This is a genomic window from Brevundimonas sp. Root608 (assembly GCF_001427825.1).
Taxonomy (GTDB): Bacteria; Pseudomonadota; Alphaproteobacteria; order Caulobacterales; family Caulobacteraceae; genus Brevundimonas.
Map to the genome: position 1 here is coordinate 295,743 of NZ_LMGT01000004.1, position 18,927 is coordinate 314,669.

The 18,927-nt window shown below is 68.5% G+C and carries 30 protein-coding genes and 1 other RNA gene; 20 read left to right on the forward strand and 11 right to left on the reverse strand.

The window, feature by feature from the left end:
• Positions 1-269 precede the first annotated feature (269 nt).
• The 5 genes from ASD59_RS07810 to ASD59_RS07830 all read left to right on the forward strand — a co-directional run bounded on the left by ASD59_RS07810 (position 270) and on the right by ASD59_RS07830 (position 2,670).
• A complete protein-coding gene (locus ASD59_RS07810; RefSeq protein WP_055830507.1) occupies positions 270-1,127 on the forward strand; it encodes a thymidylate synthase in 858 nt (285 codons plus the stop codon).
• Positions 1,127-1,426, forward strand: a complete 300-nt coding sequence (locus ASD59_RS07815; RefSeq protein WP_055830510.1) for a hypothetical protein — start codon at positions 1,127-1,129, stop codon at positions 1,424-1,426. Before ASD59_RS07810 ends, ASD59_RS07815 begins: the two co-directional genes overlap by 1 nt.
• Positions 1,411-1,689 (forward strand): hypothetical protein, encoded by a 279-nt coding sequence (locus tag ASD59_RS07820; RefSeq protein ID WP_055830511.1) that lies wholly within the window; start codon positions 1,411-1,413, stop codon positions 1,687-1,689. The genes ASD59_RS07815 and ASD59_RS07820 overlap by 16 nt, the downstream gene beginning before the upstream one ends.
• A gap of 125 nt (positions 1,690-1,814) precedes the next feature.
• Positions 1,815-2,330, forward strand: a complete 516-nt coding sequence (locus ASD59_RS07825) for a dihydrofolate reductase (protein WP_055830513.1) — start codon at positions 1,815-1,817, stop codon at positions 2,328-2,330.
• A 16-nt stretch (positions 2,331-2,346) separates the two neighbouring features.
• Positions 2,347-2,670 carry a YbjQ family protein gene (locus ASD59_RS07830; RefSeq protein ID WP_055830516.1) on the forward strand — a complete coding sequence of 108 codons (324 nt, stop codon included), beginning with the start codon at positions 2,347-2,349 and terminating at the stop codon, positions 2,668-2,670.
• Here ASD59_RS07830 and ASD59_RS07835 read toward each other — a convergent pair.
• The 4 genes from ASD59_RS07835 to ASD59_RS07845 form a co-directional block, all read right to left on the reverse strand.
• On the reverse strand, positions 2,634-3,392 hold the full coding sequence (locus ASD59_RS07835) for a sterol desaturase family protein (protein ID WP_055830518.1): 759 nt from the start codon (positions 3,390-3,392) through the stop codon (positions 2,634-2,636). The genes ASD59_RS07830 and ASD59_RS07835 overlap by 37 nt on opposite strands.
• 19 nt (positions 3,393-3,411) lie before the next feature.
• On the reverse strand, positions 3,412-4,509 hold the full coding sequence (locus ASD59_RS07840) for an NADH:flavin oxidoreductase (protein WP_055830520.1): 1,098 nt from the start codon (positions 4,507-4,509) through the stop codon (positions 3,412-3,414).
• Positions 4,510-4,691: 182 nt separating this feature from the next.
• On the reverse strand, positions 4,692-4,862 hold the full coding sequence (locus ASD59_RS14230) for a hypothetical protein (RefSeq protein ID WP_156376972.1): 171 nt from the start codon (positions 4,860-4,862) through the stop codon (positions 4,692-4,694).
• Between the two features lie 144 nt (positions 4,863-5,006).
• Entirely contained in the window at positions 5,007-6,074 is a 1,068-nt protein-coding gene (locus tag ASD59_RS07845) for an Mrp/NBP35 family ATP-binding protein (RefSeq protein WP_055830522.1), read from the reverse strand.
• A gap of 73 nt (positions 6,075-6,147) precedes the next feature.
• On the opposite strand from ASD59_RS07845, the gene miaA reads away from it, so the two are divergent.
• The 5 genes from miaA (at position 6,148) to ASD59_RS07865 (ending at position 9,544) form a co-directional block, all read left to right on the forward strand.
• Positions 6,148-7,050 carry a tRNA (adenosine(37)-N6)-dimethylallyltransferase MiaA gene (gene miaA / locus ASD59_RS07850; protein ID WP_055830524.1) on the forward strand — a complete coding sequence of 301 codons (903 nt, stop codon included), beginning with the start codon at positions 6,148-6,150 and terminating at the stop codon, positions 7,048-7,050.
• 107 nt (positions 7,051-7,157) lie between these two features.
• Positions 7,158-7,751, forward strand: a complete 594-nt coding sequence (locus tag ASD59_RS07855) for a hypothetical protein (RefSeq protein WP_055830526.1) — start codon at positions 7,158-7,160, stop codon at positions 7,749-7,751.
• A 23-nt stretch (positions 7,752-7,774) separates the two neighbouring features.
• Positions 7,775-8,140, forward strand: a transfer-messenger RNA (tmRNA) gene (ssrA, locus tag ASD59_RS13915).
• 70 nt (positions 8,141-8,210) lie between these two features.
• Entirely contained in the window at positions 8,211-8,702 is a 492-nt protein-coding gene (locus ASD59_RS07860; protein ID WP_055830528.1) for an SspB family protein, read from the forward strand.
• A 59-nt stretch (positions 8,703-8,761) separates the two neighbouring features.
• Entirely contained in the window at positions 8,762-9,544 is a 783-nt protein-coding gene (locus ASD59_RS07865; protein WP_055830530.1) for a C13 family peptidase, read from the forward strand.
• Here the strand turns inward: ASD59_RS07865 and ASD59_RS07870 are convergent.
• Entirely contained in the window at positions 9,507-9,869 is a 363-nt protein-coding gene (locus ASD59_RS07870) for a RusA family crossover junction endodeoxyribonuclease (protein ID WP_055830532.1), read from the reverse strand. The two genes, ASD59_RS07865 and ASD59_RS07870, sit on opposite strands and share 38 nt — an antisense overlap.
• Before the next feature lie 92 nt (positions 9,870-9,961).
• On the opposite strand from ASD59_RS07870, the gene fumC reads away from it, so the two are divergent.
• From fumC to ASD59_RS07890, 4 genes are read left to right on the forward strand one after another with little or no spacing between them, the layout of a single operon-like run.
• Complete coding sequence (fumC, locus tag ASD59_RS07875; protein WP_055830534.1) at positions 9,962-11,350, forward strand: class II fumarate hydratase; 1,389 nt, start codon at positions 9,962-9,964, stop codon at positions 11,348-11,350.
• Between the two features lie 57 nt (positions 11,351-11,407).
• Positions 11,408-11,650 (forward strand): type II toxin-antitoxin system CcdA family antitoxin, encoded by a 243-nt coding sequence (locus ASD59_RS07880; RefSeq protein ID WP_055830537.1) that lies wholly within the window; start codon positions 11,408-11,410, stop codon positions 11,648-11,650.
• Entirely contained in the window at positions 11,650-11,958 is a 309-nt protein-coding gene (locus tag ASD59_RS07885; RefSeq protein WP_055830539.1) for a CcdB family protein, read from the forward strand. Before ASD59_RS07880 ends, ASD59_RS07885 begins: the two co-directional genes overlap by 1 nt.
• A 2-nt stretch (positions 11,959-11,960) precedes the next feature.
• On the forward strand, positions 11,961-12,692 hold the full coding sequence (locus ASD59_RS07890) for an AAA family ATPase (protein WP_055830541.1): 732 nt from the start codon (positions 11,961-11,963) through the stop codon (positions 12,690-12,692).
• A 2-nt stretch (positions 12,693-12,694) separates the two neighbouring features.
• Here the strand turns inward: ASD59_RS07890 and ASD59_RS07895 are convergent, their stop codons facing one another.
• Together ASD59_RS07895 and ASD59_RS07900 are read right to left on the reverse strand one after the other, a co-directional pair.
• Positions 12,695-13,096 carry a YccF domain-containing protein gene (locus ASD59_RS07895; protein ID WP_055830713.1) on the reverse strand — a complete coding sequence of 134 codons (402 nt, stop codon included), beginning with the start codon at positions 13,094-13,096 and terminating at the stop codon, positions 12,695-12,697.
• 104 nt (positions 13,097-13,200) lie between these two features.
• Entirely contained in the window at positions 13,201-13,434 is a 234-nt protein-coding gene (locus ASD59_RS07900; protein ID WP_055830544.1) for a DUF2171 domain-containing protein, read from the reverse strand.
• A gap of 74 nt (positions 13,435-13,508) precedes the next feature.
• Between ASD59_RS07900 and ASD59_RS13920 the strand changes: the two genes are divergently transcribed.
• Together ASD59_RS13920 and ASD59_RS14235 are read left to right on the forward strand one after the other, a co-directional pair.
• Entirely contained in the window at positions 13,509-13,685 is a 177-nt protein-coding gene (locus tag ASD59_RS13920) for a DUF4169 family protein (protein ID WP_082560113.1), read from the forward strand.
• 3 nt (positions 13,686-13,688) lie between these two features.
• Positions 13,689-13,841 (forward strand): hypothetical protein, encoded by a 153-nt coding sequence (locus tag ASD59_RS14235; RefSeq protein WP_156376973.1) that lies wholly within the window; start codon positions 13,689-13,691, stop codon positions 13,839-13,841.
• Here the strand turns inward: ASD59_RS14235 and ASD59_RS07905 are convergent.
• On the reverse strand, positions 13,838-14,701 hold the full coding sequence (locus ASD59_RS07905) for an EamA family transporter (RefSeq protein ID WP_235561756.1): 864 nt from the start codon (positions 14,699-14,701) through the stop codon (positions 13,838-13,840). The genes ASD59_RS14235 and ASD59_RS07905 overlap by 4 nt on opposite strands.
• Positions 14,702-14,864: 163 nt before the next feature.
• The gene (locus ASD59_RS07910; RefSeq protein WP_055830545.1) at positions 14,865-15,623 is read right to left on the reverse strand and encodes a Coq4 family protein; all 759 of its coding nucleotides are present in this window, start codon (positions 15,621-15,623) and stop codon (positions 14,865-14,867) included.
• Between the two features lie 104 nt (positions 15,624-15,727).
• Here ASD59_RS07910 and ASD59_RS07915 point away from each other — a divergent pair, with 104 nt between their 5' ends.
• From ASD59_RS07915 to ASD59_RS07930, 4 genes are read left to right on the forward strand one after another with little or no spacing between them, the layout of a single operon-like run.
• Positions 15,728-16,795 (forward strand): type III polyketide synthase, encoded by a 1,068-nt coding sequence (locus ASD59_RS07915; RefSeq protein ID WP_055830547.1) that lies wholly within the window; start codon positions 15,728-15,730, stop codon positions 16,793-16,795.
• Entirely contained in the window at positions 16,795-17,295 is a 501-nt protein-coding gene (locus ASD59_RS07920; RefSeq protein ID WP_055830549.1) for an isoprenylcysteine carboxyl methyltransferase family protein, read from the forward strand. Before ASD59_RS07915 ends, ASD59_RS07920 begins: the two co-directional genes overlap by 1 nt.
• Positions 17,289-17,525 (forward strand): ribbon-helix-helix domain-containing protein, encoded by a 237-nt coding sequence (locus tag ASD59_RS07925; protein ID WP_055830551.1) that lies wholly within the window; start codon positions 17,289-17,291, stop codon positions 17,523-17,525. The genes ASD59_RS07920 and ASD59_RS07925 overlap by 7 nt, the downstream gene beginning before the upstream one ends.
• Before the next feature lie 43 nt (positions 17,526-17,568).
• Positions 17,569-18,285, forward strand: a complete 717-nt coding sequence (locus tag ASD59_RS07930; RefSeq protein ID WP_055830553.1) for an SIMPL domain-containing protein — start codon at positions 17,569-17,571, stop codon at positions 18,283-18,285.
• 4 nt (positions 18,286-18,289) lie between these two features.
• On the opposite strand, the gene ASD59_RS07935 is transcribed toward ASD59_RS07930, so the two are convergent.
• Positions 18,290-18,619 (reverse strand): hypothetical protein, encoded by a 330-nt coding sequence (locus ASD59_RS07935; protein WP_235561757.1) that lies wholly within the window; start codon positions 18,617-18,619, stop codon positions 18,290-18,292.
• Positions 18,620-18,622: 3 nt separating this feature from the next.
• Positions 18,623-18,820 carry a hypothetical protein gene (locus ASD59_RS07940; protein ID WP_055830555.1) on the reverse strand — a complete coding sequence of 66 codons (198 nt, stop codon included), beginning with the start codon at positions 18,818-18,820 and terminating at the stop codon, positions 18,623-18,625.
• Positions 18,821-18,927 lie beyond the last annotated feature (107 nt).

Consider the following 18,927-nt stretch of genomic DNA (forward strand, 5'->3'; position numbering starts at 1 on the left):
TTGTCGCAGCGGATCCAGCGTCCTTCTTCCCCCAGGGGGAGAAGGCTGGCGGCGGAGCCACCCGGATGAGGGGGATGGCGAGTCACACCGGCCGCAACAGGTTCAGGCCCGGCTGGCGACGGACATCGCACCGACCTGCCCCCTCATCCGGCCCTCCGGGCCACCTTCTCCCCCAAGGGGAGAAGGGACGTGGGGGCGTCCACAGCCCGCACGCCAAAGTGTCCACCGATCGCATTGGGATTCACCGAATCAGCGTCCAACCTGAACGGATGAACGCCGTCGCCACCCTCGCCGATCTGCAGGCCCGCACGGGCGCCGTCGCGGCGGATCATCCGGAATGGCAGTACCTGAACCTGCTGCGCGACATCCTCGACAACGGGGCGCAGCGCGACGACCGGACCGGCACCGGCACCCTGGGCGTGTTCGGGCGGCAGATGCGGTTCGACCTGGCCAAGGGCTTTCCGGTCCTGACGACCAAGAAGCTGCATCTGCGCTCGATCATCGTCGAACTGCTGTGGTTCCTGCGCGGCGAGACCAATATCGGCTGGCTGAAGGACAACGGCGTCAGCATCTGGAACGAATGGGCCGACGCCGAGGGCGAGCTGGGCCCGGTCTACGGCAAGCAGTGGCGCTCGTGGGCGGCGCCGGACGGGCGGGTGATCGACCAGATCACGAAGCTGGTCGAGGGGCTGAAGACCAATCCCAACAGCCGCCGCCACATCGTCTCGGCGTGGAACCCGGCCGACGTCGACGACATGGCCCTGCCGCCGTGTCACTGCCTGTTCCAGTTCTTCGTCGCCGACGGCAGGCTGAGCTGCCAGCTGTACCAGAGGTCGGCGGATGTGTTCCTGGGGGTGCCGTTCAACATCGCCAGCTATGCCCTGCTGACCATGATGGTGGCCCAGGTGTGCGGGCTGAAGCCGGGCGAGTTCGTGCACACCTTCGGCGACGCCCACCTGTATCTGAACCACGTCGAACAGGCCGAGCTGCAGCTGAGCCGCGAGCCCCTGCCCGCCCCGACCATGACCATCACCCCGCGCGACGACCTGTTCGCCTACCGGCTGGAGGATTTCGTGCTGGAGGGTTACGAGCCGTGGCCGCACATCAAGGCGCCGGTCGCGGTCTGATGTCGCTCGACCTGAAGGGTCTGCAGGCCGACGTCCTGCGCATCTCCGACATCTACGCCGCCGAGCACGGCATCGAGCGCTCCGCCGACTGGGCCCTGCTGAAGGTGCAGGAGGAGCTGGGCGAACTGACCGCCGAACATCTGCGCATGAGCGGGCGGGCGCGGGGCGCCGCCGATGCGGGCAAGCTGGGCGACGAGGCGGCGGATGTGCTGGGGATGCTGCTGATCTATTGCGACCGGGCGGGGATCGATCTGGAGACCGCCGTGCAGAGGAAGTGGCTGAAATGGCTTCGCGACTGACTTCATTCCTGTCCGGACGGACCGTCGCGGTGGTTTGGTCGCTCCTCGCCCTGCTCTTCAGCAGCGGTCGCTACTGGCAATGGCAGAGCTTTGAGGCGCGGCAGGCCGAGTTCCTGGTGTTCCATGCGAGGGTCGCCCCGAATTTTCCCGCCGGAGAGCTCGACCAGTTGGCCCCTTCGAGCGACTTTCTGGTGATGTTCGCACTGTTGACGGGGTTCTGGATCGCGGCGGCGGTGCTGCAGTGGCGGCGCCCCGCGCATTGAGCCACAGCATGCGGCGCGTCGCCCGGCGCGCTGCTGTTCCGCTTCAAGGCGCTGGAACCCGTCGTCTGATCGCGTAAGAACGGGCGGCGGCAGCCCGGCCGCCGTCCGTCTCCGTCGAGGTCCGCTTGCCCCTGCCCCAACTCGTCCTCGTCGTCGCCCGCGCCCGCAACGGGGTGATCGGTCGTGACGGCGACCTGCCCTGGCGGCTGCGCAGCGACCTGCAGCGGTTCAAGGCCATCACCGTCGGCAAGCCCTGCATCATGGGCCGGCGGACGTGGGAGAGCCTGCCGCTGAAGCCCCTGCCCGGCCGGCTGAACATCGTGCTGTCGAAGGACGAGTCCTTCACGGCGCGCGGGGCGCTGGTCTGCACGACGCTGGACGAGGCGATCGAGATCGCGCGGGAGACGGCCGAGGACGACGGCGTCGACGAGATCTGCGTCATCGGCGGCACGGCCCTGTTCGAAAAGGCCCTGCCGCGGGCGAAGCGGCTTTATCTCACCGAGGTCGAGGCCGAGCCGGAGGGCGACGCGGTCTTCCCGGCGTTCGACGAGGCGGCCTTTGTCGAGGTATCGTCGGAGGCGCATCCAGCCGGAGAGAAGGACGACCACGCCTTCGTGTTCCGCGTGCTGGACCGCCGCTGAAAACAGGAGACCGCCCATGCTGATCGTGACCACCAATGACGCGCCCGGCCACCGCGTGGTGAAGACCCTGGGCGTGGTCCGCGGCATCACCGTGCGGTCGCGCAACGCCATCAGCGACATGGTCGGCGGGGTGCAGTCGGTCTTCGGCGGCCGGGTCGGGGTCTATGTGAAGCTGGCCGAGACGGCGCGTCAGGAGGCCTATGACGAACTGGTCGCCCATGCGCGAGAGATGGGCGCCAACGCGATCCTGGCCATGCGCTACGACGCCAACGAGATCATGCCGGGGATCACCGAGGTGCTGGCCTACGGCACCGCCGTGGTGGTCGAAGCCGAGGCCTGAGGCTCGGGCATCGCATCCGTCCCGCCCAGCCGGTCCCAGAACCGGAAATACAGGCCGTAGTTGGTCTTCATATGGGTGTGGTGGCGGCTGTGGTGGGTGGCCGTTATCAGCTGGGCGCCGGGGCCCGAGCGCACCCAGCGGTCGGGCCATATCTCCCAGCCGCAGTGGTTCATCACGGCGGCGGCGGTCATGACCGCCAGCAGGGCGACGACGACCCAGATATTGACCGGGATCAGGAAGACCAGCAGCGGCAGCAGCCAGGCCGTGGCGACCGCCTCGATGGGGTCGAAGGCGAAGCTGGCGAAGGGGCTGGGCTCGCGGCTGCGGTGATGGCCGGCGTGGGCGAAGGCGAACAGCCGCGGGTGATGCAGCAGCCGGTGGGTCCAGTAGTAGTGGGCGTCCTGGATCAGCAGCAGACCGACGAAACTGACCGGCAGCCACCCCCAGCCATGCAGGGCGGGATCGAGATACAGCCGCGTGCCGCCGGCCTTCCACGCCTCGAGCGCGATGGCGGCGGGAAAGGCGTAGATCGGCGTGGAGACCAGGGAATAGCGGATCTCCCGCAGCATCAGGCGGCGGGACGGCCGGTCGCGGTTGAGCCGGCGGCCGACGCCGGCCTTGCGGCCCCACTGCAGTTGCCAGACGGCGCCCGCGATCAGCAGATAGCGGGCGCCGATGATGGCGCTGAGCCACAGGGTGGTGATCAGGACGGCGAGGATCATTCCCGCCATCCTAGGGCGGTCAGGACAGGGTCGCCATCGCCGAGCGTTCGAAGTCCTTCAGCTCGTCGAGACGGCCGTCGCGGATCTTCTCGACCCAGTGGGGATCGGCCAGCAGGGCGCGGCCGACGGCGACGAGGTCGAATTCGTCGCGCTCCAGCCGTTCGATCAGGCCGTCCAGCGAGGCCGGCTTGGAGCCGGCGCCGCCGAAGGCCGCGATGAACTCTCCGTCGAGGCCGACCGAGCCGACAGTGATGGTCGGCAGGCCGGTGACCTTCTTCGTCCAGCCGGCGAAATTCAGGTCCGAACCCTCGAACTCCGGCTCCCAGAAGCGGCGCTGCGAGCAGTGGAAGACGTCGACGCCGGCCTCGACCAGCGGGGCCAGCCAGGCTTCGAGCTCGGCGGGGTCGTGGGCGTTCTTCGCCGCGAAGTCGTGCGACTTCCACTGTGACAGGCGCAGGATCACGGCCATGTCCGGGCCGACGCCCTCGCGCACCGCCCTGACCACCTCGGCCCCGAAGCGGGCGCGGTCGGCGATGGTCCCGCCGCCCCATTTGTCGGCCCGATCGTTGAGGCCGGACCAGAAGAACTGGTCGATCAGATAGCCGTGGGCGCCGTGGATCTCGACGGCGTCGAAGCCGAGCTCGCGGGTGGCGCGGGCCGAGCGGCCGAAGGCTGAGATCGTGTCGGTGATGTCCTCGTCGGTCATCGGCTCGAGGCCGCGCTTGCCGGGACTGGTCAGGCCCGAGGGGCTGTCGACCTTGCCCAGCGGAGCCCAGTCGGCGCCCTGCCCGCGGGCCGAACCGACGTGCCACAGCTGGGGCGCGATCAGGCCGCCGGCGGCGTGGACGTCCTCGACCACCTTCTTCCATTCCGGCAGGGCCTCGCCGTGGAAGACGGGGACGGCGGCGTCGTTGCGGGCGGCGGGGCGTTCGACGACCGTGCCCTCGGTGATGATCAGACCGACCCCGCCCTCGGCCCGGCGGCGATAGTAGCCGGCGACATCGCTGGTCGGGACGCCGCCCGGTGAGAAGGAGCGGGTCATGGGCGCCATGACGATGCGGTTGGGCATCTTCAGGGACTTGACCTCGAAGGGACGGAACAGGGCGTCGACGGACATGGGCGGCTCGCGAGTGACTGGAACCGACAAGGTGGCGATTACAGTTTCGTTTGGAAACCCTCAGAGGCCGAGTTTTTCCGCGAGGGCCCTGGCCATGCCGTCGAAGCGGGCGGCGTCCAGAGGCAGGCCGCCGAGGAAATCGCCGCCGGGACGTCTCCCGGCGGCCGACCTACCATCCGTGGTTACTCAACGCAGTCTTGCTGCACTTCACAAATCCAGTAGCCGCCGTCCAGAGTGTCGATGAAGACGCAGTTTACCGCGCATGCGGGAATTGGGGGCGTCTGGGCGACGGCGGGAAGCGTCACGATGGAAGACGCCGCAATCATCGCGGCCATCACAACCTTCTTGAGCATGATCTTCTCCTGATGCGGGAAATCCGCGTCAACATCGATAGGTGAATTTCGCGATGACACAACCGGAAATATGCCTCGGACAAAGGTGGACTCGTCCACGCTGTCCACGGGGTCCTGGGCGGTACAGCCAGAGATGGCGCGGGACTAGAGCAGACCCAAGGCTCTTGCCACCCGTTCCGCGAGTGCCGCGAAGCGACGGGCGATGTCGCCGTCAGGCTGGCTGACCACCACAGGCGCGCCGGCGTCGCCGCCTTCCCGGAAGGCCGCATCAAGGGGCAGGTCGCCGAGGAAGGGAGTGGACAGGCGCTCCGCCTCGGCCTTCGCCCCGCCCTGACCGAACACGGGGCCGGTCATGTTCTCGACCAGGCCCAGGGTCGGGACGCCGACCTTTTCGAACAGTCGGTGAGCGCGACGCGCGTCGGCGAGGGCCACTTCCTGCGGGGTGGAGACGATGACGGCGCCGTCGAGCGGCGTCTTCTGGATCAGGGTCAGCTGGACGTCGCCGGTGCCGGGGGGCAGGTCGACGACGAGGATGTCGAGCGGCGCCTCCTCCGTGCCCCAGGCCGTCTGGGTCAGCATCTGGGTCAGGGCCTGGGAGGCCATGGGCCCACGCCAGATCATGGCGTCGTCGGCCCTGGTCAGCAGACCGACGGACATGGCCTTCAGGCCGTGAGCCACATGGGGCTGGATCTTGCCGTCGCGGTATTCGGGCTGGCCGGAGATGCCCAGCATGGTCGGCAGGGACGGGCCGTAGACGTCGGCGTCGAGCAGACCCACCGACAGGCCGCGCGCGGCGAAGGCGGCGGCCAGATTGACGGCCACGGTGGACTTGCCGACCCCGCCCTTGCCGCTGGCGATGGCGAGGACGCGGCGGACATGGGCCGGCCGGTCGGTCGCGACGGGAGCCTTGGGCCGGGTCTGGTCGACCGCCTGGGGCGACAGGGAGGCGCGGCGGGTCGGGGCCGTGATCGCCTCGGCCGAGAGCACGACCGAGACGCGCGCCATGCCGGGCAGGGCTTTCAGCGCGGCCTCGGCGGCGTCCCGGACGGGCGCATAGAGGGCGGCGTCGGCGGTCGGCACCTCCATGACGAAGCCGGCGCGATCCTCTGCGACCGTCAGTCCCTGCACCAGACCGGCGGCGACCAGCCCCTGGCCGGTCTTCGGATCCAGGATGGCGTCGAGGGCGGCGATTACGGAAGCGCGGTCGGGCAAGGCGGGTCAGTCCGGGTTGCGGGGGCGAGGTCCGCGTTCTATCGCCGGAGACCCCTGCCCGCGAGCGCGCATTTTGTCCGACCCCCTCATCACCCTGATCGCCGGTCCGACCGCCTCGGGAAAGTCGCGGCTGGCGCTGGAGATGGCGGAGCGCACGGGAGCCCTGATCGTCAATGCGGACAGCCAGCAACTCTACGCCGATCTCAATGTCCTGAGCGCGCGGCCCTCGGCCGAGGATGAAGCGCGGGCGGAACACCGGCTGTACGGCGTGGCCGACGCGGCCGACGCCTGGTCGGTCGGACGCTGGAGCCGGGCGGTGCTGCCGAACCTGATCAAGCAGGCGGATCAGGGCCGGCCGGTCCTGCTGGTGGGCGGAACGGGTCTATATTTTACAGCACTCACAAAGGGGTTGGCGGACATTCCGGATGTTCCGGTCGAGGTCCGCGATGCCGCCGGCGCGATGTTCGACATCGACGGTGAGGCCGCCTTTCGGACGCGTCTGGCCGAGGTGGACGCGGCGGCGTCGGCGCGCATCGAGGCCGGCGACCGGCAGCGGCTGACCCGGGCCTGGGCCGTGGCCGAACACACCGGACGGTCTCTCAGCGCCTGGACGGCCGACACCTCGCCCCTGCTGGCGCCGGGCTCCTGGACCGGGCTGGTCGTCGAGCCGGAGCGGCCGGCCCTGTACGCCCGCTGCGACGCCCGCGTGGCGCAGATGGTCGAAGGCGGCGCGCTGGACGAGGTCCGGGCCCTGGTCGCCCGTGGCCTGGACCCCGACCTGCCGGCCATGAAGGCCGTCGGGGTGCGCGAGTTCGCCGCCCATCTGGCGGGCGAGACGACGCTGGCGGCGGCCGTGGAGGCGACGCGGCAGGCGACGCGCAACTACGCCAAGCGACAGCTGACCTGGTTCAGGAACCAGACGCCCGGATGGACACGGCATCCCGGGCCCGATGCGGTACCCTCGCCCGGGCCCTGAGACGCCGGTCGGCGCGGATGCTATGCAGGGCCGGGTGCGACGGTCGCATCCGCCAGCGTGATGTCGCCCGGACCGATCCGTTGCGCGCGCGCACCTCGGGAGCGCGCATGACGAACCGGGTCGATTCCCTGATCGAGCAGATCCGGGCGCTGGAGCATGATCTGGCGGCGGAGTTCTCGCGACAGCGCTCGGGTTTCCGCTTCGGGCTGGAGCACGGCCGGGCCCGGTTCGAGGAAGAGGCGCTCCGCCGGCTCGAGGAACGCCGCATCCACCTGGTGAAATACATCCTCGGAGCGCCGCTGCTTTACGTGCTGACCGCCCCGCTGATCTATTCGCTGATCCTGCCCTTCGCCGTGGTCGATCTGTGGGTGTCGCTCTATCAGGCGGTCTGCTTCCGCGTTTACGGCATCCCCCAGGTCCCGAGGGGCCGCTACATGATCTTCGACCGCCCCGGCCTGCCCTATCTGAACGCGGTCGAGAAGCTGAACTGCGCCTACTGTTCCTATGTCAACGGCGTCATCGCCTATGTCCGCGAGGTCGCGGCGCGCACCGAACAGTACTGGTGCCCGATCAAGCACACCCGGCGGCTGATGGGCGCGCACGGCCGCTATGCCGGGTTCGGCGATTTCGGCGACGGCGAGCACTATCGCGAGGCCCTGGAGGCGTCGCGCCGGGCGCTGCGGGAGGACTCCGGGGACTGACGTCCGTCGCGGCCCTCACTTCAGACCTTGGAAGCCGGCCCCGGAAGCCCTATATTGATCGTGCCGGGGCCTGCTCCGGATATGGCGATAAACGCGCTTGTAATAAGCGGACCGGACCCGGGTGCGATTCCCGGCGGCTCCACCATTTCTTCCCCGCGTTATCGGCGGAGCGAGCATGGGGCCGACTAGCATCGACGGACGTGTAAAGAAGACTGCTTTCGCCCGTCCTGGCCCACCGTATCGGGCCATTTTCTAACTGCGAACGATAACTTCGCTGGAGAAGTCGCTCTCGCCGCGTAAGCGGTTCGGGTGATTTCGAACACTTAAGTCCTGGGGGATCAGTTCCTCAGGCGGGGCCGCCGGGAGCCTGCCAACAGAATCCCGGCACTTTCACCATGTCGCCATCTTTCGCAGGCCGTCCGGCGCAGCTATCAGTCGCGCGAACCATCGAGGCGACCCATGGCCGACGAAACCCCTCCAGTCGACGAGATGCACTACGAGCAGCTGGCGCAGGACGCCCTGCGCGGCGTCATCCGCTCGGCGCTGGAACGCGCCGCCCTGCCCGAGGGCATTCCCGGGGCGCACCATTTCTACATCACGTTCAAGACGCGGGCGCCCGGCGTCAGCGTGCCGCCCGACGTCATGGCCAAATATCCGGACGAGATGACGGTCGTCCTGCAACATCAGTATTGGGACCTGAAGGTCGAGCCGACGAAATTCTCGGTCATGCTGAAGTTCGGCGGCATGCCGAAGGTCCTGGCCATGCCCTATACGGCGGTCACCCGCTTCTACGATCCGTCGGTGCAGTTCCTGCTGCAATTCGAGGCCCCGGCCACGGTCGAGGACATCGCCGCCGAGGTCGCCGCGGCCGAGCCGGTCCGCCCCGAACCTGTCGAGACCGGCGACGAGGGCCCCAAGGTCGTCTCGCTGGACCAGTTCCGGAAGAAGTAGCCTCTTCCCCTTCCGCACGCGTCGGCTAACCTCGGCCGGTCGGAACCGGGGAAGCGGTCATGGGACGGGCGTTGGTCATCGTGCTGGCGGTGTGGATCGCCCTCGTCTCCCCTGCGGCGGCCCAGACCCCGCGGAGCCAGCCCGGCCGGTTCGAAGGCTGGACCTCGGCCATCATCGCCGCCGACTGGCGCGACGGCCGCGGCCGGCCGATCCAGGCCTTCGACAATGCGCGCCGCGATCTGGTGAAGGGGTTTCTCGCCGCCGGCTTCCCGCGCGCGACCATGGTCGACTACAGTCTGAGGCCGGACGCGCCCGATCCGGCCACGGCCGAGGGCGTGCTGGACGGTCTTTACGAAGCGGCGGCGCGAGGGAACGCCGGCTGTCTGCTGTATTTCACCTCGCACGGCGTCCCCACGGCCATGGTGTTCGGCGACGCCCCGCGCATGACGCCCGACATGATGGTCAACATCGTCCGGCGAGCCTGCGGCGCGCGGCCCACGGTTGTGATCGTCTCCGCCTGCTATTCGGGAATTTTCGTCAACGGCCTGTCGGCCCCGAACCGGATGGTCCTGACCGCCGCCAGTCGCGAGCGGACGTCGTTCGGCTGCGGGGCGGACGAGACCTATCCGTGGTTCGACGGCTGTGTACTGGAGACGCTGCCGACGGCGACGGACTTCCTCGCGCTGGCGGCGGGAGCGCGGGCCTGCGTGACGCGCAAGGAACAGGAACACGGGGTCGATCTGAGTTCCGAGCCCCAGCTGTTCGTCGGCTCCGAGATGCAGCTGCGTCTGCCGACGCTGCGGTTCAGCCGATCGACAGGCGCGGGAAGACCCGGATCGTGATCCGCTCGCGCTCGCCCTCGCGCCGTTCGACCAGCAGGCGGGCGACCTGGGCGTCGTCGTGGAACAGATAGCCCTTGATGGCGTCCAGCAGGGCCTTGGCCAGGTTGTCCAGATCCATCCACGGCGGATCTCCGACATGCTCCATCAGGATCTCGACCGTGTAGTCGCCGTATGACGGGCGCGACGACCATTCCTTGCGCATGAATTCATAGACCAGCGGCTTGTAGTATTTGGCCTGGGTGGTCAGGCCGTCGATGGTGATCTCGACGGCGTCGCCGACCTCGCGGGCGCGGACCTTTCCGATGCCGATCCAGCCTGCGGTCATTCAGCCGTCCTCGCCCCAGCGCCTTGTTCGCGCGCGGCCCCGTGCTACACCGCCGCGCACTGTCCCGCCACGTCCGATGAGCCCCGCCGACCATGACGAACCGCACCGAAACCGACACCTTCGGCCCCATCGAGGTCGCCTCGGACCGCTACTGGGGCGCCCAGGCGCAGCGGTCGCTGGGGAACTTCAGGATCGGCTGGGAAAAGCAACCCCTGCCGATCGTCCGGGCCCTGGGCGTCGTCAAGCGCGCCGCGGCGGAAACCAATATGGCGCTGGGCAAGCTGGACCCGAAAATCGGCGAGACCATCGTCTCGGCGGCCAATGAGGTCATCGCCGGCAAGCTGAACGACCATTTCCCGCTGGTGGTCTGGCAGACCGGCTCGGGCACCCAGTCAAACATGAACGCCAATGAGGTGATCTCGAACCGGGCGATCGAGATGCTGGGCGGCGAGATGGGATCGAAAAAGCCGGTCCACCCCAACGACCACGTCAACATGAGCCAGTCGTCGAACGACACCTTCCCCACGGCCATGCACGTCGCCTGCGCCGAACAGGTGGTCAACGACCTGATCCCGGCGCTGAAGCATCTGCATGCGGCGCTGGAGGCCAAGGCGAAGGCCTGGGCCCACATCATCAAGATCGGCCGCACCCACACCCAGGACGCCACGCCCCTGACCCTGGGCCAGGAGTTCGGCGGCTATGCCCAGCAGGTCGCCAACGGCATCGAGCGAATCGAACTGACCCTGCCGAAGCTGATGGAGCTGGCCCAGGGCGGCACGGCCGTCGGCACCGGGCTGAACGCCCCGGTCGGTTTCGCCGAACAGGTGGCCGAGCGGATCGCCGCCATCACCGGCCTGCCCTTCGTCACCGCGCCCAACAAGTTCGAGGCCCTGGCCGCCCATGACGCCATGGTCTTCACCCATGGGGCCATCAACACGGTCGCCGCTTCGCTGTTCAAGATCGCCAACGACATCCGCTTCCTCGGCTCGGGCCCGCGTTCGGGCCTCGGCGAACTGGCCCTGCCGGAGAACGAGCCGGGTTCGTCGATCATGCCGGGCAAGGTCAATCCGACCCAGTCGGAGGCCCTGACCCAGGTCTGCGTCCAGGTGTTCGGCAACCACGCGGCGGTGACCTTCGCCGGCTCGCAGGGGCATTTCGAGCTGAACGTCTTCAATCCGGTGATGGCCTACAACTTCCTGCAGTCGGTGCGGCTGATGGCCGACGCGGCGGTGTCGTTCACCGACAACTGCGTGGTCGGGATCGAGCCGCGCGAGGACAACATCAAGCGTGGTCTCGACAACTCGCTGATGCTGGTCACGGCGCTCAACGGCAAGCTGGGCTATGACGTCTGCGCGAAGATCGCCAAGACGGCGCACAAGAATGGAACCACCCTGCGCGAGGAGGCGGTCGGCGGCGGCTATCTGACCGACGCCGAGTTCGACGAGGCGGTGCGGCCGGAGAAGATGATCTCGCCGGGGTGATCGGCGCCTACCCCGGGTTGGTGGCGATAAGCCGGGTTTCGGGTTAGGCTGTCGTCCATGGGCAAGGTCGAGCTGAATATCGGCATCGAGCCGGAACTGGTCGAACAGGCCCAGCGGCTCGGCCTCTCCATCACCGGCATGAGCGAGGTTCAGCTTCGGCTGCATCTGCAGAAAATCGATCCGGCCGGCGCCGAAGCGCGGGCGAAGCGCTGGGCGGAAGAGAACGCCGAGGCGATCAAGGATCACAACCGCCGGATTCGGGAACGAGGCCTCCTTTCGGATCATTTCCGGACTTGGTGATGCGTCAGTTCGACGTCTTCGAGAACCCCTCGCCAGCGGCCCGGCGGTTCGCACCCTACCTCGTCGTTATGTCGTCCCATCTGCTGCTGGATTTCGACGATGCAGTTGTCGCCCCGCCTGTAAACGACAGTCAGGGAACCGTTCCGGGTCTGGAGCTCGACATCGATCTGAATGGCGAGCCGCTGGTGCTGGTGATTTCCGAGATGGCCGGCGTGGAGGGACGGACCTTACGCCGCCAGGTGGGAACACTGGTCGCATGCGAGGATGCCACCCGCCGCGCGCTCGACCGGCTGTTCACCGGCTTCTGATCATGACCGCCCTCACCCGCCCCTACTGGATCGAGGCGCGCTTCGAGCGGCGCGAGGGGTGGGACGACGGCGTCTATCCGTTCAACCTGCCGGTCCTCAAGGCGCTCGAGATCCTGGTCTTCCATCCGCGGGTGACCTTTCTCGTCGGCGAGAACGGCGCGGGAAAGTCGACGCTGATCGAGGCCCTGGCCATCGCCTGGGGCTTCAACGCCGAGGGGGGATCGCGGGACCACCGGTTCTCGACCCGCGCCTCGCATTCGCCTTTGCATCGCTTCATCCGGCCGGTGCGCGCGCCGGTAAAGGCGAAGGACGGCTATTTCCTCAGGGCCGAGAGCTTCTTCACCACCGCCAGCTATGTGGAGGCGTCCGGCACGGGCCGGGCCGGCCAGACCGGCCTGCACGAGCAGTCGCACGGGGAGAGCTTCTTCAACCTGTTCGACAACCGCTTCATGGGCGACGGGCTCTACATCCTCGACGAGCCGGAGGCGGCGCTGTCGCCGACCCGGCAGCTGTCGTTTCTGGCGCGGATGCACGAGCTGGTGCTGCGAGGGTCGCAGTTCATCATCGCCACCCATTCGCCGATCATTCTCGGCTACCCCGACGCGTGGCTCTATCAGGCATCGGCCGATGGGCTGGAGCGTGTCGCGTATGAGGACACCGAGCATTTTCAGGTGACCCGCGGTTTCCTGAACCGCCGCGAGACCTATCTCGACGTCCTGCTGGCCGACGACTGAACCTAGGGCTTGTCGCGGATCGTGCGGCCGATGGGGGCGAGCGCCAGCTTGGCCAGCTCCAGATCCTTGAGGGCGAACGGGATGCCGATGATGGAGATGAACTCGGCAACGGCGATGATCAGATGCGACAGGGCGATGTACCAGCCGGCGAAGATGAACCAGACGACGTTCAGCACGAGGCCGAGTCCGCCGGTGCCGATGTCGTGCTGGCCGGTGAATTCGTCGCGCCAGACCACCTCGCGTCCGAACGGCCAGAAGGAATAGCTGGCGATCCGCCAGGCGGCGAAGGTCCAGGGCAGGCCGACCACGGTCAGGGCCAGGATCGCGCCCCCGAACAGCCACAGCAGGCCGGACAGCCAGCCTCCGAAGACGAACCAGAGCAGGTTGAGGATCAGGCGGATCAAGGCGGACGTCTCCACGCGTCCCATGCGGACGCCCGCCATAGATAGGACGAAGGCCCCGCCGATATCAGCGGGGCCTTCGTGAATTCGCGGTAAGCCGGGTGGGTCTAGTGTTTCTCGGTCCAGCGGGCCTTCGCCTCGTCGCGGGTGAGGTTCAGGTGCACGTGCTCGCCGACGTGATGGACCCAGCTGACGGGAATCATATGGTGTTTGAAGCCGCCGGCGAGATCCAGCTTGGCCAGTTCGATCTGGTCGCCGATGACGTGATCGACGCGGCCCACGTGCTCGCCGTCCGAGCCGACGACTTCGAGGTGTTCGCGGATTTGAGACGGGTCTACCATGGGGAGCTCCTGACGGGTTTCGCTGTCGGGAATAATCGCCCGATCGACGGTCGGGTTGCATCGCGGAGACCGGCATGGGCGAGGTCGTCAATCTGAACAAGGCGCGCAAGGAGCGCGCGAAGGCCGAGGCCAGGGCCGCCTCCACGGCGAACCGCGCCAGCCATGGGCGTTCGAAGGCGGACCGCGCGGCGGCCGACAAGGAGCGCGCCCGAATTCAGCGGCTGCTGGACGGATCGAGACTGGAGGATTGAGGCATGGCTGACCCGCGTCAGGACCCGCGCATCAGGCACGGCCTGATCCCGATTCTGGTCGCCATGCGGGTCAAGGCCGAGCGCGAGCGGCGGACGGCGGAAATGGCGAAGAAGGCCGAGGCCCCGAAGAAGCCGAAGCGCGGCTGGTTCCGCTAGCTCGAGACCCTGGGCGCGCGGATCAGCAGCGCCTGACCCGACAGCACCAGCATCAGGCCGGCCAGGGCCGTCCAGCCGAAATGGGCGCCCTCGAACAGCACGGACACCAGCATGGCGATCGGCGGCGTCAGGGCCGAGATGTAGCTGGCCATGGCGTAGCCGATGGTGCGGGCGATGGTGAAATAGAGGCCGAAGGCGATGACCGAGCCGAAGACGGACAGGTAGAGCAGCGAGCTGACGTAGGTGAAGGTGGGGTCGATGCGGAACTCGACCCCCGTGGCCAGGCCAAAGAGCGCCAGCAGGCCGGTTCCGTAGGCCATGGCCCAGGCGGTCGAGGGAATGGCCGCCGAACCGCGGGTCTGGCCCCGCCAGGCGAAGAAATTGCCGAAGGCCGAGGCCGTGGTGGCGATCAGGGCGAGGCCGACGCCGAGGGCCGCCCGGTCGTCGAAACCCGCGCTGAGCACCTCGCCGCCCGACAGCACGGCGACGCCGACCAGGCCGAGAACCGCCCCGCCCCATGAGGCCGCGGCCGCCTTCTGCCCGGCGGCTAGGCGGAAGAGAACGAGGTTGAGGAAGGTCAGGGAGGCGAAGGTGACGGCCACGATGGCCGAGGCCACATGGCCTTCGGCGGCGTAGGTGAAGCTGTAGCTGATCGAGAAGGCGAAGAGCCCCTGCCCCAGGGCCGCCAGATGCTGGGCGCGCGTCAGGCGGAGGTTCTGCCGTGCGATCAGGCAGCCGAGGAACAGGACGATCGACGCCAGGCCGAAGCGCCAGACGATCGAGGCCAGCGGCGGCACCGATCCCAGCTGCAGGGTGATGGCGTACCAGGTGGTGCCCCAGATCATGGCGCAGATGATCACGCCGCCGATCCCGAGAAGCGTGGTCCGGGACAGGGGTGGGCGCGCGACGGGCGCGATTTCGACCGGGGAGGACATGCGCCGCAAATGAACCGCGTCGGGACGCGACACAAGCCGGGTTATCCGCGCCTGCCACAAGGCGACCTTGTGCCAGCTGAAATCGCGGTCAGCCGCGGAGCTTGAGTCCGGCGCGGACCTCTGCGGGCACCGACTGATAGACGGTCGGCGGCCGGATGCCGAGCCGCGCGCGGACGGCGTCCAGCGGCTGTTCGAACAGGGCTTCATAGTCCAGTCCGGGCAGCCAGCGGGCGGCCTTGCCGTTGCGCCAGGCCTGCCAGACGGCGCGCCGCGCCGGCACCGACCGCGCCTCGCGCTGGATCTCCCGCGCCGCGCCCCAGCCGATGAAGGCGAAGCCGAGGTTCCGGGTCTGGCCGTAAGAGAATGACACGACGCAGGCCTCGCCGAGGGCGTCCGTCTCATAGCCGGTGAGGACGTGCCAGATGTCGTGGATGTCGCGCAGGCGGCGCGAGTACCAGACGACCGGGTGCGGGGCGTCGATGAAGGGCACCACCTCGCGCTCGACCTCGGCCAGGCCGTCGGCGGTGAAGCCGCGGGCCTCGCGGAAGGCCCGGTAGTGCGCCCCGACCGTGCCGGGCCCGAACCGCGCCAGCCAGACGGGATCGTCCAGCTTGTGGGCCAGTTCCTCGCGCAGGAAGGCCTGGCGCCCGCCTTCCATGGTGGACAGCATCCGCTGGTAGCCTCGCGAGACCGACCGGCCGCTGAGGGCCTGCATGATGCGGAACACCTGTACGGTGTCCTCCTTGTCGCGGATCAGTCGGCGAAACGCCTTCAGCGCCGCCAGCGGGCGCAGCCGCTCGGAGCGGACCTTGCGGAAATCATCGGTGGCGGCGGCGGTCATGGTCATGGCGGGATCCGGGAGGATGGCGCAGTGTAGCGAAAGCGGCGTCCCGGGGGAACGGGACGACGTAGCTTGGGTGAACGTCGATAATATTGCTTGAAGGCCCCGTAATGCCGTCTCCCCCTTCTGCGGCGCCGACCCCCCGGCTTCAGTCCCTCGCCCTGGCCTGGCCGCCCCATGAACTGCGCCAGGAGGACGTCGCCGCCAACGGGGCCGAGATGTTCGCCACCACCCACGGCGGCTTCGAACGGCTGGCCCCGATCTATCGCAACGCCCGGATCGAGACGCGGCACTCCTGCGTGCCGATCGAGTGGTATCTGAAGCCGCACAGCTTCTCCGAGCGCAACGATCTGTTCCTCGAGAACGCGGTCACGGTGCTGGCCGAGGCCGCGGACAAGGCGCTGGATCAGGCCGGGCTGGAGGCGGGCGACATCGACGCCATCGTCGTGGTCTGCACGACCGGCATCGCGACGCCGGCCCTCGACGCGCGGCTGATGCAGGTGATGCCCTTCCGGCCGGACGTGCGGCGGCTGCCGATCTTCGGACTGGGCTGCGCCGGCGGGGTCGTGGGACTGGCGCGGGCGGCGGATCTGGCGCGGGCGCGGCCTGACGAACGGTTGCTGTTGCTGGTGGTCGAACTCTGCGCCCTCACCTTCCGGGCGCAGGACCGGTCCAAGAGCAATCTGGTCGCCACGGCCCTGTTCGGCGACGGCGCGGCGGCGGCCGTGATCAGCTGCCGCGACGACGCGACGGGACCCGCCCTGGGCGCCAGCCGCGAACACACCTGGCCCGACAGTCTCGACGTCATGGGCTGGGACGTGGCCGACGACGGGCTCAAGGTCGTATTCAGCCGCGACATCCCGGCCCTCGTCCAGAATGACTTCAGGCCCGTGGCGATCGACTTCCTGACGAGCCAGGGCCTGACCACGGCCGACGTGGGCGGCTTCGTCTGCCACCCCGGCGGGGCCAAGGTCATTGACGCCCTGGAGGCGTGTTTCGACCTGCCCGAGGGCGCCCTGACCCACACGCGGGACGTCCTGCGCGACCACGGCAATATGAGCGCGGCCACGGTGCTGTTCGTGCTCAGGGCCATGCTGGACGACGGGACGAAGGGGCCGCTGCTGCTGACGACCCTGGGGCCTGGCTTCACGGCCGGACTGATGCTGGTGCATGCGTGATGTGGCTGTGGCTGGTGCTCGGCCTGGTCGCGGCGCAGCGGCTGTGGGAGCTGTGGCTGGCGGATCGCAATACGAAACGGTTGCTGGCCGAAGGCGCGATCGAGGTCGGCGCGGGCCACTATCCGCTGTTCGTGATCCTGCACGCCAGCTGGCTGGCGGCGATCGCGACCGTCACGCCGTGGTCGACGGTCCCCGATCCCCGCTGGCTGGCGCTGTATGTCGTCCTGCAGGCCGGCCGGCTGTGGGTGATCGCGACGCTCGGGCCGTTCTGGACCACGCGCATCATCACCCTGGCCGGCGCGCCCCTGGAGACCCGCGGCCCCTACCGCTTCCTCCGCCATCCCAACTATGTGGTCGCCTCGCTGGAAATCCTCGTCCTGCCGCTGGCGTTCGGCCAGGTCTGGATCGCACTGGTCTGGAGCCTGGCCAACGCGCTACTGGTCGGCTGGCGCATCCGGGTGGAGGATCGCGCCTTGCAGGACCGCCGCGGCCGATGCTGAAAAAACGCTCCGTCTCCCTGTCCGGCCATGCGACCTCGGTGGCGCTCGAGCCCGCCTTCTGGACCGTGCTGGACGCGATCGCGGCCACCGCGGGCCTGTCGCAGGCCGGCCTGATGAAGCGGATCGACGAGCGGCGGGGACGCACGCCCCTCGCCTCGGCCTGCCGGCTCCTGGCGCTGGCCTGGGCGGGCGGGGATCGGTCTTTCGCCGAACAGGAGTCTCCCGATTGACAGCCGCCGGGGTTGGCGCATCCTTCTTCCCGGAGGCGTCGTCATGGCCAATGAAAAACTGATCCCCGCCGCGGTCATCGGAGGCCTGCTGGCCCTCGGCATGCTGGGCGGCGGCGCCCTCATCGGACAGGGGATCGTCAACGCGCGGGTCGGCGACCGGGCTGTCAGCGTCCGCGGCCTGGCCGAGCGCAATGTGAAGGCGGATCTGGCCGTCCTGCCGCTGCGCTTCACGGCGTCCGGCGACGTGCTGTCCGAGGTGCAGGGCCGCATCGACGGCGATCTGTCGATCGTACGGACCTTCCTGACCGCCCAGGGCTACCCGGCCGACGCCGTGTCGCTGGGCCGGCTTGAGGTCGCGGATACGCGGTCGCGCGAATACGCCAACCAGACCGGCGGGCCGCGCTTCATCCTCGCCCAGACGGTGATCGTGCGGACGACCGACGTGGACCGGGTCCAGGCCACCACCCGCGCCCTCAACGATCTCGTGCGGCAGGGCGTGGTGTTGCAGGACTTCACCGGCCCCACCTATGTCTTCACGAAGCTGAATTCGGTTCGCCCGGCCATGATCGCCGAGGCGACAGCCGCCGCCCGCACCGGCGCCGAGCGGTTCGCCCAGGATTCAGGCGCGCCGCTGGGGCCGATCCGGCAGGCGACCCAGGGGTCGTTCGAAATCCTCGCCCGCGACGAGATCGGCGACGAAAGCCAGTCCCCGGACAAGAAGGTCCGGGTCGTGACAACCATCAGCTACCGTCTGCGCTGACGGATCAGTTTTCCGGCACGCGTTCCGGGCCCGGGACGGTCGGCGGTTCAACCGAGGGCATGTCGGGCAGGTCCGGAACCTTGGGCGCGTCCGGCAGGGTGGGCCGCGGCAGGTCGACATCGATGTCGACGTTGGTGTCCTTCGTTCCGCTGGCGCCGCCTTGCGAGAAGACGACGAAGGCGATGACGAGCACCACAACGACGAGGCCGCCGACCAGCAGGCCGATCCAGCTGCTGCCGCCGCCGCTGCGCGCGGGGGGATTGTTGATGGTGGTGTGATGAACCTCGGTCCGCGGCGTGGGTTCGACGGGCGGCGGAATGTTGGGATCTGTCATCGGTCAGTTCGCGCTCGGCACGGCCGGGGCCGAGACTTCGGGCAGGTTGACGTCGACGTTGACGTCCTTCGTCTCGGGGGCGCCGCCGCGGGCGAAGACGAAATAGGCCACGATGGCGAGGACGACGACGATGCCGCCGACGATGAAGGCCAGGCCGGCGTTGCCGCCGCCGCTTCCGGTGTTGTTGATGTTGTCGGCCATGGAAGACCCCTTCCCTGATTGCTGATGCAGCCGGAACGACGGTCACGCTTGGCGGTTCCGCGACCGGAGGCGCACGCCGACGCTGACATATGGCTCCGTGCCCCTTA

Coding starts and splice junctions, on each gene's coding strand:
- ASD59_RS07810 (WP_055830507.1), top strand. CDS start 270: ATGAACGCCGTCGCCACCCTCGCCGATCTGCAGGCCCGCACGGGCGCC.
- ASD59_RS07815 (WP_055830510.1), top strand. CDS start 1,127: ATGTCGCTCGACCTGAAGGGTCTGCAGGCCGACGTCCTGCGCATCTCC.
- ASD59_RS07820 (WP_055830511.1), top strand. CDS start 1,411: ATGGCTTCGCGACTGACTTCATTCCTGTCCGGACGGACCGTCGCGGTG.
- ASD59_RS07830 (WP_055830516.1), top strand. CDS start 2,347: ATGCTGATCGTGACCACCAATGACGCGCCCGGCCACCGCGTGGTGAAG.
- ASD59_RS07835 (WP_055830518.1), bottom strand. CDS start 3,392: ATGATCCTCGCCGTCCTGATCACCACCCTGTGGCTCAGCGCCATCATC.
- ASD59_RS07840 (WP_055830520.1), bottom strand. CDS start 4,509: ATGTCCGTCGACGCCCTGTTCCGTCCCTTCGAGGTCAAGTCCCTGAAG.
- ASD59_RS14230 (WP_156376972.1), bottom strand. CDS start 4,862: ATGCTCAAGAAGGTTGTGATGGCCGCGATGATTGCGGCGTCTTCCATC.
- ASD59_RS07855 (WP_055830526.1), top strand. CDS start 7,158: ATGACGAACCGGGTCGATTCCCTGATCGAGCAGATCCGGGCGCTGGAG.
- ASD59_RS07860 (WP_055830528.1), top strand. CDS start 8,211: ATGGCCGACGAAACCCCTCCAGTCGACGAGATGCACTACGAGCAGCTG.
- ASD59_RS07865 (WP_055830530.1), top strand. CDS start 8,762: ATGGGACGGGCGTTGGTCATCGTGCTGGCGGTGTGGATCGCCCTCGTC.
- ASD59_RS07870 (WP_055830532.1), bottom strand. CDS start 9,869: ATGACCGCAGGCTGGATCGGCATCGGAAAGGTCCGCGCCCGCGAGGTC.
- fumC (WP_055830534.1), top strand. CDS start 9,962: ATGACGAACCGCACCGAAACCGACACCTTCGGCCCCATCGAGGTCGCC.
- ASD59_RS07880 (WP_055830537.1), top strand. CDS start 11,408: ATGGGCAAGGTCGAGCTGAATATCGGCATCGAGCCGGAACTGGTCGAA.
- ASD59_RS07885 (WP_055830539.1), top strand. CDS start 11,650: ATGCGTCAGTTCGACGTCTTCGAGAACCCCTCGCCAGCGGCCCGGCGG.
- ASD59_RS07890 (WP_055830541.1), top strand. CDS start 11,961: ATGACCGCCCTCACCCGCCCCTACTGGATCGAGGCGCGCTTCGAGCGG.
- ASD59_RS07900 (WP_055830544.1), bottom strand. CDS start 13,434: ATGGTAGACCCGTCTCAAATCCGCGAACACCTCGAAGTCGTCGGCTCG.
- ASD59_RS13920 (WP_082560113.1), top strand. CDS start 13,509: ATGGGCGAGGTCGTCAATCTGAACAAGGCGCGCAAGGAGCGCGCGAAG.
- ASD59_RS14235 (WP_156376973.1), top strand. CDS start 13,689: ATGGCTGACCCGCGTCAGGACCCGCGCATCAGGCACGGCCTGATCCCG.
- ASD59_RS07910 (WP_055830545.1), bottom strand. CDS start 15,623: ATGACCATGACCGCCGCCGCCACCGATGATTTCCGCAAGGTCCGCTCC.
- ASD59_RS07915 (WP_055830547.1), top strand. CDS start 15,728: ATGCCGTCTCCCCCTTCTGCGGCGCCGACCCCCCGGCTTCAGTCCCTC.
- ASD59_RS07920 (WP_055830549.1), top strand. CDS start 16,795: ATGTGGCTGTGGCTGGTGCTCGGCCTGGTCGCGGCGCAGCGGCTGTGG.
- ASD59_RS07925 (WP_055830551.1), top strand. CDS start 17,289: ATGCTGAAAAAACGCTCCGTCTCCCTGTCCGGCCATGCGACCTCGGTG.
- ASD59_RS07930 (WP_055830553.1), top strand. CDS start 17,569: ATGGCCAATGAAAAACTGATCCCCGCCGCGGTCATCGGAGGCCTGCTG.
- ASD59_RS07935 (WP_235561757.1), bottom strand. CDS start 18,619: ATGACAGATCCCAACATTCCGCCGCCCGTCGAACCCACGCCGCGGACC.
- ASD59_RS07940 (WP_055830555.1), bottom strand. CDS start 18,820: ATGGCCGACAACATCAACAACACCGGAAGCGGCGGCGGCAACGCCGGC.